The following is a 13,637-nucleotide window of genomic DNA, read 5'->3' as shown; positions in this document are numbered from 1 at the left end:
ATATGCCTAAACGAACAGATATTCATAAAATTATGGTTATTGGCTCGGGCCCGATTATCATTGGTCAGGCCGCGGAATTTGATTATTCCGGCACCCAAGCCTGTCTGGCACTCAAAGAAGAAGGTTACGAGGTGGTGCTGGTTAATTCAAATCCAGCAACGATCATGACCGACACAGAAATCGCAGACAAAGTATACCTTGAGCCACTGACTTTACCCTCGTTAACGCGGATTATTCGTCAGGAATATCCCGACGCAATTTTGCCAACATTAGGCGGTCAGGTTGGTTTAAATATGGCACTAGAGTTAGCCAAAAGCGGCATTCTTGATGAATTAAAAATTGAACTTTTGGGAACTAAATTGGCTTCGATTGAACAGGCTGAAGATCGCGAAAAGTTTAAGGAATTATGTCAAAAACTGGGTGAGCCGGTCCCACCATCAAAAAACATTAATAATGTGGCCGCTGCTTTAGCGTTTGGTGATGAAATTGGTTATCCGATTATTGTCCGGCCGGCTTTTACCATGGGCGGCACCGGCGGCGGTATTTGCAAGAACCGTGAGGAACTAGCGCATGTTGCAAAAAATGGCTTGGAATTGTCGCCAGTTACCGAGTGTTTGATTGAGCAATCAATTGCCGGCTATAAAGAAATTGAATTTGAGGTGATGCGCGATCATGATGATAACGCGATGATTGTCTGCTGCATGGAGAATTTTGATCCGGTGGGAATTCATACGGGAGATTCGATTGTCTTTTCACCCTCGCAGACCCTATCTGACAGAGAATACCAGATGCTGCGCGACTGTTCATTGCGCTTGATTCGTGCACTTAAAATTGAGGGCGGGTGCAACGTGCAGCTGGCACTTGATCCCAATAGTTTTAATTATGATGTGATTGAGGTTAATCCGCGGGTTTCACGATCTTCTGCTTTGGCTTCCAAGGCAACCGGCTATCCGATCGCCAAGATGGCCGCTAAGATTGCCGTTGGCCTAACTTTAGATGAAATTAAAAATCCGGTCACTGGCACAACCTTTGCGGAATTTGAACCAGCGCTTGATTATGTTGTCTGCAAAATTCCCCGCTGGCCCTTTGACAAGTTTCCCCGCGCTGACCGAACTTTGGGAACACAAATGAAGGCAACGGGGGAGGTAATGGCTATTGGTCGAACGGGCGAAGAGGCCTTGCAAAAAGCTGTTCGTTCACTAGAAATCAGTGAAAAAGATTTGTTTTCTGAAGAAGCTCATGCTGCAAGCGATGAGGATTTAGAAAATAAATTGGTTAAGGCCCAGGATGATCGACTTTTTTACCTAGCTGAGGCTTTTCGCCGAGGCTATAAGATTAGTGATTTGCATGAGTTGACGAAGATTAACTTTTACTTTTTGGATCTTGTGGCACATTTAATTGAACTAGAAAAAACAATCACAGAAAATGCGGGTAACCTGGAAATTTTAAAAGAAGCCAAAAAGTATGGTTTTAGTGATGAGACGATTGCACGCTTGTGGCGGAAAACACCCGCGGAAGTGCGTAAGCTGCGGCAACAAAACAAGATTATTCCAGTTTATAAAATGGTTGACACATGTGCTGGCGAATTTGCTTCACATACACCGTATTTTTATTCAACTTATGATGAAGAAAATGAAAGTCGAAAAACGGATAAAAAATCTGTCCTGGTGATTGGTTCTGGGCCTATCAGAATCGGTCAAGGTGTCGAATTTGATTACGCAACTGTTCACTGTGTTAAAGCTCTGCAGCAACTGGGTTATGAAGCGATTGTTATCAATTCCAATCCGGAAACAGTTTCGACCGATTTTTCGATTTCTGATAAACTTTATTTTGAGCCTTTGACATTAGAAGATGTGCTCAATGTTTGTGACCTTGAGCAGCCAGAAGGGGTGATTATTCAGTTTGGTGGACAAACCGCAATCAATCTGGCAGCAGGTCTTGAGAAGAATGGCATTAAGATTTTGGGTACCAGTGTTAAGGATTTGGATCGAGCTGAGGACCGTGAACTATTTGACGAAATTGTTAAAAAGTTAGGCTTGAAGCAGCCACAAGGAATCACGGCTACCAGTCATGCTGGTGTCTTGGCAGCGGCAGCTAAATTGGGCTATCCGGTTTTAGTGCGGCCAAGCTACGTTCTGGGCGGACGGGCAATGGAAATTGTCTATGATCAAAGTGAACTGGAAAAATATCTGCGTGAACATGCGGATATTGCGCAGAGTCACCCAATTTTGATTGATGATTACCTTGACGGTAATGAGTGTGACGTTGATGCAATTTGCGACGGAGAGCGCGTCCTCATTCCCGGGATCATGGAACACATTGAGCATGCCGGCGTCCATTCGGGTGACTCAATGGCGGTTTATCCGGCGCAGACTTTTACGCGCAAAATTGAAGATAAAATTGCTAAAATCACCAAGGAATTGGCTCTGGCTCTCAATTGCCGCGGCATCATGAATATTCAATTTATTGAACGCAATGGTGAAATCTATATTATCGAAGTTAACCCGCGGGCCAGCCGAACCGTGCCGTTTTTGAGTAAAATTACCGGCATTGAAATGGCGCAAGTGGCAACTAAGGTAATTATGGGCCAAAGCCTGCAAGAACAGGGCTATGAAGATGGCCTGGCGCCTGAACCAAAATTAATCAGCGTTAAGGCACCGGTCTTTTCTTTCAGCAAGCTGGCCGATGTTGACAGTTACTTAGGGCCGGAAATGAAATCGACGGGTGAGGTCATGGGTAGTGATTATTCTTATCCGAAAGCCTTATTTAAGGCATTTGCTGGCGCCAATATGAAAATTCCGGATAACGGCAGTGTGCTGCTGACAATTGAGGATCAAGATAAAGAAAAAATTTTACCGCTGGCAGAGCGTTTTGCCAAAGTAGGGTACCGAATTTTTGCGACCAAAGGTACAGCTGCCTTTTTACATCAAAATGGTCTGCATGTTACAGTATTAGCTAAGATTCATGAAAATGATGATCGTAATTTGCTAACTAGTTTAAAGAGCGGCAAGATTGATTTGGTAGTTAACACGATGGGACATGATGTGGCGCAAAATTCCGATGGCTTTGTGATCAGGCAAACTGCGATTCAACAGAATGTTCCACTTCTTACCAGTTTGGATACGGTGGCCGCATTATTAACAGCGTTAGAAAATCGGGGCTTAAGCGCGGTCAGTTTGAAGTAGAAAAGCAATTCTGTCTTTATTGCTTTTGTATAAATGAAAGAATTTACTTCTTATAAAATAGTTATTAGGAAGTAAAGCTTATGACTAAAATTAATAAAGTTGTTTCTTTAGGGCATAATAATTATGTTGTTTTAACCAAAGATATTTTACAAAAAACAGGATTGACTGCAGGCTCCAAAGTTAGTATTAGCACAGAAAAAAGGAATGGGCATGTTGCAGTTATAATTGAACCGCTGAGTTCGCCTACTTTGGCTGAAAAATATGCTAAATATCACGGTACACCAACAAGCTATGAATATTCTGACGGCCTGCATGATTGGCAAAATGCTAAACTAAAAGGGAAAGAGCTTTTATGATGAACCCGCTCAGAAATCTCATGATGAGGAATTAGAGAGATAATGGGTGTAATAATTATGCACATGATTTTAAAATAGCTCTAAAAGACTTATACGGCGTTTTAGAGCTATTTGCTTTTGCTGTGAGATAGGGCTTAAATTAAAAATATCGTGTTGCGCTATATTAAGAAAAAGACAAAAATTATCATGAAAAAATCAATTATCAATAAATAGCAACAGTTTCTGTTGCTATTATTACTCTTAGTTCAATGTACTAACTATCGTTACCAATTCAACAATTACTGTCTTAGCTAAAGCACATAAAGCTAAAAAAACATCGCATAAGTAAATCCCAAATTCAATGGATGTTTAATCAGCCTACTAAATCTAAATGGCAAAGAGCTAATAGTCACTACAATGTACCTAAAATCAAGAACTTTACTAAAGCCATCCAAAACAAATATTATTTAATGGGTGGTCGCTGGAACAAAACTAACTTAACATTCAATGATAGTGCTTTACCTTCTAACCAACAATTGTTAGCCGAAGATGCTATTAATAAAATTAATGCTTTAGGTATTTTACACTTAACCAAAACTGCTAAAAAAGCAAATATAACTATTATTAATAAAGTTTTAACGGATGAAACTGAATTAGGTCGAGCTGAAACACCTAAATCTGATCAGCCCGAATATAAAAACTTAGATCATATTTATACAGCTACTATCAAAATAAATAATAATTATATCAAACAAAATGCTGAAACTAACTACAATAACTATTATGAACAAAACATTGCTCACGAATTAGGTCATGTCTTTGGATTAGATCACGATGCTGATCAAAGTGATAACACAATGTCAGCTTTTGGATCACCATTTACAGGCACTTATAAAATTGATAAAGATTACATTACTAGATTAGCCTTACTATATCAAAATTAATCATATTAAAGTGTCTGGGAAAAAACTCAAATCAAAAAGGAATGTCAGAATAAAAAACTAACATTCCTTTTCTGATACAATTTTAATAATTGCTCTTAAACAATATTTTAAAAAAATAGTTTTTTCCCAGACACTTTTTTTGTTGTATAATTCGACTTACAAAGTAACAAATATTAACTTGAAGGGGGTTTTTACGTGAAAGTTAATAATCTAATTAAGCACATAGTTATAAGTACCATGTTAATTTTGCCTATTGCTGGAGTAGCTACAATGAATAATAATGTTCAGCAAGTACAGGCGAGTAAAAAGTATCCATTGTTTACCTTTCCTAAAAAAATAAGAGGTAAGTGGTATTATGTAAGTAAAAAGGGCAAAGTAGGTATTGATAGATTTACAAAGCATACTTATAACGGTGTTAAAGTTTATAAAGATTCACCTAAATTAACCCCGTTGCTAAACAAGTATGGTTGGACTGAGAAAAAATTTATGCTAGGTTCTAAACGTGGTAGTGCCATTTATTTTGGATACCCACAAGTAGACGAATGGTATATGAAAAAAAGTGGGGATCATATTCAGATAGGAATGAATGGTCCAACTTGGAACGAATACCGTAGTTTAGCCAAAGCCAAAAAGCATCCAGTAAAATATTTTTAAAAGCTAATAATCTGTAGGTTTGTTTAGATTATCATTACTATTTAATAATTATTTATTTGATGGTTAACATGATATAATGAATTCGTAAAATACATAATAATTAAGATTTGAGAGCCATGCCTTGTTAATAGCTGATTGCTATTTTTGTATTTTATTTACATTCTCGATTGGATTGCAGCATTTAAGAGTAGTGTCTGGGAAAAAACTAGATACGAAAAGGAACGTTAGTTTTTAATATTAACGTTCCTTTTTGGATATAAATAATTAATCGGATTATGCTACAAAAAACTTATCTAAGTTAAAAATAATTCCAGCAGCATTCGATTTTTATAGATGTGTTTAAAGCATATCTATAAAAATTAGAGTTTTTTCTCAAACACTTTTTGATACAATCTTTTGTCTAGATTACACTACAAAAAGTTACAAAATTTAAAGATATTTACAATAATATTCGACTTTAGTAATTACTCTTAAACAATTTCCGAAGAAGTCTATAGTTTTTCTAACAACGTTACTTTAAACTCCTCTGTCTCCAACTAGAGAAATATTTTAAAATTATTTCTAACCCTAAAGTTGCGATTATGACAATAATTGGGGTAAATTCAATTCGGTATCTGCCCTGAATCTCAATTAGTAAATGAGCAGCAGCGTAGGCAAACATTACTAATAAAAGAAGACAAAATTCTGGTTTAATCTGCTTACCTAGACAGCTTATGGCACCGAAAAATGCCAAAAGTATTTGAAAAGAATTGATTGCAAAGGCGAGTAGTAATAAAAAATTAAAACTTCGTTTACTGTGATTTTTATAAAATAGTGAGAAACCTAAACTGTTAGATGGATAGGACCACATTGACCAAAATTTTTTAATGAACAAAGATAGCCATAAATGATGTTTGTTTAAGTGGTTAATATTTTGTTTAATAACTTTCTTTTCCCGTTTTTGACGGGTGGGCCAATTGGTGATTCGATCAAACTTGATAAAATGTTTTGTGTTTCTACCGGTTGAATGATAATTTAAACCAACAACGAATTTCCAGTTATTATCAGGATTACTTATTCCATATTGATTTAAACCTGTTTGTTTAATTGAACTATTAAATGCAAACATACATAAACCATAAACAATAAGAAACCCACATAGCTTACTAATACTTTTTAGCTTAATTTTGGGTAATGCGATGAAGCGATAGATTAGCCAAAAGACTATTATTCCTAAGATAAACACTATCCCTAACGGTCGGAGATAATTAGCTATAGCTAAAGTGATACCACTAATTATCCAATTGAAAGGATGATCATCAATAATAAGAATAAGTGTCAACAAGAAAAAAATTAATCCTAAATATTGATTAGTTACTCGGTTATTCAATGCAAACCATTCGATATTGCTACCAAGCAAAAAAAGACTCCAACGACTAAGTACTACTTTATGGAATAGTTTTTGGGTTAAAGAGTAAGTCAAAAATAAAATAATTAATTGAAAACCGACATTTAATAATTGAATGATGCGGATATGACGGCCAAATAATTTAACTACCACTGTTACATAGGTTAAAAAACCTGTTTGATAGGCCCATTTGGCAAAATAATCAGTTCTGTGATGATAGATAGCTTTTCCTTTTACCATCTTTTTTGCAAAATGCCAAAAAGCCCAATAATCACTTTTCTGTTTAATTGGTGTGATGTATATCCAAGCAATAAAAATCACAGCAAAAAATGTAAGCAAGCTAATGATGATAATCCGATTCATGTGTTGGTTATCTGGAAGTTTCGCGAGAAGCCAAAAAATTCCAAAACTGATCACGATTCCTAATATAGCGCAAATAAAAATCAAACTAAGCATAACTAAACTAATATGGCTACTTTGTTTTCGATATATTTTAAGTCCAGATACTAGTATTCCACCAAGTATTAGTGTGGTAAATAGTAATAAGATAACTTGTAATATTTTGTTTGACCATTCGGGAATTTTGATATTCATGACTTTCTTTTCTTTAATCTGTCAGTTTTTAAAACCGGCACCTACTTAATAAAAACAAAAACTTTGCTAAAAACATAATTAGCGATAATTACAATTTAGCGATAATTACAATAAGGTTATCAATTAGCTTTACCCAAAAAGGATTAGCATGCAATATCCCAATACTAATTTATAAAGATACTAAGTCGATTACTAAACTAATAAGCCTGAAAAAACAAGAAAGATAAGGCTTCATGACCGGTATCTTTTCTTGTTTTGGTGTGGGGCTTGAAGATATATTATTTACTGGCTATATAAGCAAATGTTACTGATAAAATCAAAACAATAAAGTTTGCAAATTGATAATTAGTAAAGTTAGACCAGGTATAGAGTAAATTAAACATAATTAGATGTTGAGCATCCGAATATCAGGTATGAATCTACGGACCAGTATTTTTAATTAAATCATGTATTCTAATATTCAATCAATCCATGTGATTTAGATAACACTATGTAACATAATTATATTACTCCTTGATTAAAGAATAAAAAAGAATAAAATTAAAAATAGTACAGATAATTTTACAGGACTAACAATACTTATACTTCTATAAAAATGCTAATATTAGATACTTAGAGGCCTTAAGTACACGGAGGAAAATATGAATTTTAAATATTTTAAAAAAACACTATGCTTGATAGCAGCAATTGGCTTATCCGGTTTTTTGACCGTAAAGTATCCGGCAGCGGCTAGCGCCAGCAAAATAACTTTAAAGAGTACTGTTAAAACTAAAAATCTTGGTAAGAGTGGTCAGTGTAATTTGACTTTTGATAAAGCTAGCAAAACGTTACATGTTAAAGCCAGCACAACAGGAAATCATTTAGGTAAAAAAGCTTTTGCAAAGGCTAAGAAAAGAATTGGCAGCCATAGTTATATTAAGATAATCAGTATTGATTCGCCGATTGTTCTTCCTGAAAATTCAAAAAAACTTTTTAGTTATGAGAGAATGGAAAGCGATTTAAAGGAAATCAGGGGTTTAGATAAATTAGATACAAGTCACGTTACTAATATGTATGGAATGTTTGCAGATGATGAACGGTTAGGCAATAATAGTTTAGATCTGAGCACATGGGATACAAGTCACGTTACTAACATGGCAAAGATGTTTATGAATATTCCAGTAGAAAAAATTAACGTTAGTAGTTTTGATACCAGCCATGTGACAAATATGTATGCAATGTTTAGCGGTTGTTTAAATGTTCAAAATTTTGATCTTCATAATTTTAATACCAGCCAAGTCAAGAATATGAGCTTTATGTTTGAAGATAACGAAGCGCTAAACAGCTTGGACTTGAAAAGTTTTGATACCGGTCAAGTAACTAACATGAGCTTTATGTTTTGTGGTGATGAATTATTAGAAAACTTGGATCTGAGCAGTTTTAATACCAGCCAAGTAAAAAACATGTCGAATATGTTTGATGATGATATAAAATTGACTAATTTTAAATTGGGTCATAATTTTACTACGGATTGTGCTAAAAGGCACCAATCAAAGAAACAATTTTCTGGAATAAAAGACATGTTTAATGGGGTTCCTGGATATAAACATAAAAAATATTAAATTGTAATAGGTTGTTGCTAGTAGGGTAACTTTCTTTAGTAAAAATGTTAAAGTATGAAACTGGCTGTTAAGGAATTTTCTTGAAATAAAAAGATAGCTGCTGGCTAAGCAACTATCTTTTTTGTGAGATTTTATTAAAACAATTCGCTATGGGTACTGGTCACAGTTTCACTTATTTAATATTTTTCCCAAATTAAACACCAACTGGTGCTTTATTTTTCACTGAATTTAATTTCTGTTCCTGCTAAATCAATTGTGTAGTCTTCCTCTTCAAGCGGCCGCTTAGTCATACCTTGATCGGTTGAGTAAATGATTAAAGCCAATTTGCTGCCAACAGGCAATTTATAATAGGTAGGTTGCAATTTGAAGGTTAAATCATAAAATTTTCCGGCTTCAATGCTTGTTGGCTTACGCATGTCAGCGTAATTTTGCAGGTTCATGTGTGCCTTAGTAATCAACTTGGCCTTTGTTGGCTTGTCCGGGACGAATTCCTGCAAGGTGTCGGTGCCAAAACGGTAACCTAGTTCTTGACCATTTGGCATTAAAAACTTCGGTGTTGGGGTCAGGCGTTTGCGCTCGCCCAGTTCAACTAACGCAACCGAAATTTGTCCTTTTGCTAGGCTGCCGCTAACTCTGACTTTGATTTCCGGCCGGCCGATGATTGTGACGGGATGAATAAATTCGTCAGTAACAAAGCGCAGACTTCGTTTTGCCCATTTTTCTTCACCACTAATAAATTGATACTGCCAGTCATTTTCGGAGATTTTTTCTTTCTTGAAATCCTTACCGCCGACATCCGTGAATGTCAGTTTATTTTTACCGTTGCCGTCTTTTCTTAATTCGTGTTCATCAGTCGGGTAATAAGTTACCTTTTGTCCTAGCTCATCGCTCCAGTCTGACTCCTCATGCCAGATATCGGCTTCAAGATTATCCTGGACCATCACGGTTGGCCATTGCTGGTATGCATTGTTTTCAACCCCAAGGAGTTCATGGACGAACCAGAGATTCATCAGGTCGGTAAAATCAATTGAAACAAAATTGTTCATATTGTAGTGTGGGCCTTGGTGAAGGAAAAGATGGGGCTTAGTTGGCAGCGGCAAATTTTTCACAATCTGCCAAATTTTATAAACATTTTTGGGCTTAACATTCCAGTCGTTTAAACCGTGGACACTAATCCAAGAGCATTTGATCTTGTCGGTATGGTGGCGGTAATTGCGTGCTTCCCAAAAACCGGAGTATTGACCAGTCTTGCGATCTTCTTTTGCAGCCAAAACTTTTTGCATTGCATCGTATTTCGGCTTAATTTTAAGATAGTCACCAGAATTCCAAAGATTCGACTCACAGGTTTCCGCTAATTTATCCATGTCTTCACCTTGACACTCTCCGGGCGCAATCACCAACCCGTGTTCACGGTAATAGTCATACCAGGAAGAAATTGCCGCTTCCGAAACCACGGTTTTCAAACCGGCAACACCGGTTGTAGCAACGGCAATCTGCAGGGTACCAAGATAGGAGCGGCCGGTCATACCGATATTCCCGTTACACCATGATGCTTTTACTTCATGTGTTCTTGAGCGGTCGGTGTAGGCAATCCGGTCGCCGTGCAGCCATTCAATAATTTCTTTAGCGGATTCTGTTTCTTCCGGTGATCCGGTAATCCGCAGACCGTCAGAGCCGCGGGTGCCGATACCACCAGCAAAAACACTGGCAAAACCACGTGCAAGCAAATACTCATTAAGTGAATAGGATGACTTGTGCACCGCTTCTTCTGGCAAAAATTCTGCCCAATCTTCGTTTCCTGGCTTTTTGGCCTTGATCCGTTTGGCTGGCTCATATTGCGGATTAGTCCATTCGGTAGCATCCGTCAGGTTTTCGTCGACATTATAATTCTGTTTAACATTATCAATAATGCCGCCAAGGTAAGGGCTGGCGGTATATAATGCTGGTACTTTTAATTCTGGCTGTAAACTTTCAACTGGGCGAAAAATTGTCGCTTGTAGCAAATCGGCTTGGCCGTCACCATCGGTATCGAGATCACTTTCGACGTAGACCACTTCGCGTAAGACATTTTTGGTATCGAAGGTTGGTAAACTTTTACCATTAAGGAAGTGAAAATGGCCATAAGTTTTTTCACTTTGTCGTTGATAAAAGTAGCCTTCGCCAGCCATGACGTCAATTAAGAGCTGACCATTTTTAGCGCGAGTATTGAGCAGCCGGTAAAAAGCATGAATTAGCTGGTCTTTATCAGCAATTTCGTTTACCGTAGGCAAAGCTTGTTTCTTCATAAAGCTAAGTGGATCAGTCAAATCATAGTCGTAGTTAACATGGTAACCAAGCAGCTGCAATGCAACATTGTAAAATTGCGCAGGACTAATTTTTTCGGGTCTGTTTGCCAAAAAGTCTGCTAAAGTTTCTGTTTCCGAAACGGCAAACTCTTGTAATTTGACCTTACGGGCAAAGTCGGCTGTTGGGTTAACTTCGGCAATACAGTTGGCGGTTAATTCAGCAAATAATTCACTGAATGACTGCTCTTGATAATTTTCGGGTAAAAAGTCAATATTTAATAATTCTTTGATCTGTGTTGGCAAATCAGTTTCGACATAAGCATATTGGTTGTATTTCATGGGAACTCCTTTGTTTTTAATGTATTAATTATATTTTACTAGAGTAAGGTAGAAAACAAAATAATCAATATGTATTATTTTTGTGATTATGGGCGTTTTAGCTGATATTTATTAAATGCTTTACTCATCTTAATTTTTATCTGCAATAATTTTTTTGTATAAGCAGTTGCAGGTTGTACTATGATTTCGGAACAGTTATAATAAATGAATTATAAAAGATGAAGCAGTAAACTGTAAAAAATGGGGCTATCAATAATGGAAAAAGAGCATGAAACGACAATAAGAGAGTCTTTGTTAACGCCTAAGCTTTATAAAATAGTTGGTGTAATCTCCTTAGTCGAACTGGTTATAGCCTTCATTTTGCCATTTTTCAAACATATTTATTGGTGTTTCGGTTTACTAGCTTTTCAATTGCTTACCTTGGCAGATTTATTTACGACATTTTTTCAAAAACACCGCATTAACTTTTTAATTAGTTTGTTTTTAGGAAATGTATTAGCAATTATCGTCTGCATAGCATTATTTGTTTATATTCTTTTTGCTTCGGGAAATGTTGTTTTTGCAAAATAATATTCTTAAAATTGCCATGTTTCTTAAAGAACTTTATATCAAATAAAAAGTGACCGATAAAGTTTAATTTCTTTACCAGTCATTTTTAGTTAGTATTTTTAATCTTTAAAACTGAAGCTATCAATATTAGATTTTATAGTAAAGCCGCTGTTAAAAAACAGAATTTACAAAAATATCGCTAAAAAAATTTTTTCAACAACATCATAATTAGAGTAAGCATTTTTCTAAATTATTTTCGTTTAAAAATCTATAGCCAAGTTTTCTTGTAGATATCTTCGTTAAAGCCGCAAGTAAGTTTATCGCCGTCAACCATCAACGGTCGCTTAATCAGTTTGCCGTTTTTGGACATCATGTCGGCGGCTTCATCAATGGTCATGCTGTCAACCTTATCTTTAAGGTGTTCCTGCCGGTAAGGGATGCCGTGAGTATTAAAGAAATACTTTAGGCCGCGGTCTTTATGTGCCGTCATCCATTTAACTAAATCCTCTTTTTTGGGCGGGTCTTCGACCAAGTCCTGAAATTCATATTGAACATTGTGCTCATGCAGCCATTTTTCGGCACTTCTTGAAGTCGAGCAACGTTTATAACCGTAAAATTTGATCATCTTAATTACCTTTCTTTGGTTATTTTTACTTCATTATAAAGAAGTTCCTGCACCATGACTAATAATTGGTTCAGAATAACTGTTAAAGGCAAATAAAGTTATAGTATTTATTTCATTTTTGGGTAAGAAAGTTTAAACTTTATTTGAGGTGAATAATATATGGAACCAATTTTTTTAACGCCAGCTTTTAGACCCAAAATTTGGGGCGGCCGCAAACTGAAAACCATTTTTAACTACGATATTCCTGATGGCAAGGTCGGTGAAGCGTGGATTATTTCTGCTTATAAAAATGATGCTGCAACTGTCAGCCACGGTGAACTTAAAGGAAAAACGCTGCGCGAAGTTTACCAGGAGCACCCAGAACTTTTTGGCATGCCGAAAGAAAAAGAATTTCCGTTGCTGGTTAAATTCTTGGATGCCAACGACAGCCTGTCGGTTCAGGTGCACCCCGATGATGACTACGCACGAAAATATGAAAATGACAACGGAAAAACCGAAAGCTGGTATGTCCTGCAGGCCGATCCTGGTGCCTATCTAATTTATGGGCACACCGCTAAGACCAGGGAAGAACTGGCTGATATGATCCATCAGGGAAAGTGGGATGAGCTGCTGCGCAAAGTTCCTGTGAAAACCGGCGACTTTTTCTACGTTCCCGCGGGAACAATTCATGCTCTGACCAAGGGAATTTTGGTAATTGAAACGCAGCAGTCAAGTGATGTAACATATCGTCTGTATGATTATGACCGCGTTGACAGCAAAACCGGCAAAAAGCGTGAGCTGCACACAGAGAAGTCAATTGCTGTGACGACAGTTCCGCACGTTGATCCGCAGTTAAACATTACTACTGAGGCTGAGCAGGATGCGCAGATTAAAACTCTAGTTGCGCCGCCGGTTTCACCGCATTTTTACCTGTGGCAGATTGATCTTGACGGTAAATGGCAGACAGGACTTAAAGAGCATCCATACCTGTTAGTTTCAGTTATTGCGGGTTCGGGTCAACTGGTCACTGAAGCAGGCAGTTATGATCTAGAATTAGGAACTAATTTTATTATTCCAAATGAGATGAAGAATTTTACATTCACTGGTAAAATGAAAATTATTATGTCGGCTCCAGGTAATTAGTTTTACCCGGCAACAGA

At 36.7% G+C, this 13,637-nt stretch carries 10 protein-coding genes; 7 read left to right on the top strand and 3 right to left on the bottom strand.

Translation table 11 applies throughout. The annotated features are described in order from the left end of the window. Positions 1-2: 2 nt before the first annotated feature. From carB to PT285_RS06880, 4 genes are all read left to right on the top strand, one after another. Positions 3-3,185: a carbamoyl-phosphate synthase large subunit gene (gene carB / locus PT285_RS06895; RefSeq protein WP_277149024.1), complete on the top strand. Its 3,183-nt coding sequence runs from the start codon at positions 3-5 to the stop codon at positions 3,183-3,185. An 80-nt stretch (positions 3,186-3,265) separates the two neighbouring features. After that, positions 3,266-3,541 carry a hypothetical protein gene (locus tag PT285_RS06890; protein ID WP_277149022.1) on the top strand — a complete coding sequence of 92 codons (276 nt, stop codon included), beginning with the start codon at positions 3,266-3,268 and terminating at the stop codon, positions 3,539-3,541. Between the two features lie 344 nt (positions 3,542-3,885). After that, positions 3,886-4,464, top strand: coding sequence for a reprolysin-like metallopeptidase (locus PT285_RS06885; protein ID WP_277149020.1), 579 nt, complete (start codon positions 3,886-3,888; stop codon positions 4,462-4,464). A 195-nt stretch (positions 4,465-4,659) separates the two neighbouring features. After that, a complete protein-coding gene (locus PT285_RS06880; RefSeq protein WP_277149018.1) occupies positions 4,660-5,118 on the top strand; it encodes a hypothetical protein in 459 nt (152 codons plus the stop codon). Between the two features lie 511 nt (positions 5,119-5,629). Here PT285_RS06880 and PT285_RS06875 read toward each other — a convergent pair. Beyond that, positions 5,630-7,099, bottom strand: a complete 1,470-nt coding sequence (locus tag PT285_RS06875; protein WP_277149016.1) for a hypothetical protein — start codon at positions 7,097-7,099, stop codon at positions 5,630-5,632. Between the two features lie 641 nt (positions 7,100-7,740). Here PT285_RS06875 and PT285_RS06870 point away from each other — a divergent pair. Beyond that, on the top strand, positions 7,741-8,700 hold the full coding sequence (locus PT285_RS06870) for a BspA family leucine-rich repeat surface protein (protein ID WP_277149014.1): 960 nt from the start codon (positions 7,741-7,743) through the stop codon (positions 8,698-8,700). Positions 8,701-8,912: 212 nt separating this feature from the next. On the opposite strand, the gene PT285_RS06865 is transcribed toward PT285_RS06870, so the two are convergent. Next, on the bottom strand, positions 8,913-11,324 hold the full coding sequence (locus tag PT285_RS06865; RefSeq protein WP_277149012.1) for a Xaa-Pro dipeptidyl-peptidase: 2,412 nt from the start codon (positions 11,322-11,324) through the stop codon (positions 8,913-8,915). A 255-nt stretch (positions 11,325-11,579) separates the two neighbouring features. Between PT285_RS06865 and PT285_RS06860 the strand changes: the two genes are divergently transcribed. Further along, positions 11,580-11,894 (top strand): hypothetical protein, encoded by a 315-nt coding sequence (locus PT285_RS06860; RefSeq protein ID WP_277149010.1) that lies wholly within the window; start codon positions 11,580-11,582, stop codon positions 11,892-11,894. Positions 11,895-12,141: 247 nt separating this feature from the next. Here PT285_RS06860 and PT285_RS06855 read toward each other — a convergent pair whose 3' ends face one another. Beyond that, positions 12,142-12,498, bottom strand: a complete 357-nt coding sequence (locus PT285_RS06855; protein WP_277149008.1) for an arsenate reductase family protein — start codon at positions 12,496-12,498, stop codon at positions 12,142-12,144. 159 nt (positions 12,499-12,657) lie between these two features. On the opposite strand from PT285_RS06855, the gene manA reads away from it, so the two are divergent. After that, complete coding sequence (gene manA, locus PT285_RS06850; protein WP_277149006.1) at positions 12,658-13,620, top strand: mannose-6-phosphate isomerase, class I; 963 nt, start codon at positions 12,658-12,660, stop codon at positions 13,618-13,620. Positions 13,621-13,637: the final 17 nt, after the last annotated feature.

It is taken from the genome of Lactobacillus sp. ESL0791, from assembly GCF_029433255.1.
Classification (GTDB): Bacteria; Bacillota; Bacilli; order Lactobacillales; family Lactobacillaceae; genus Lactobacillus.
Note: the sequence above shows the minus strand (reverse complement) of the source record. Positions and strands in the feature narration are given on the sequence as shown.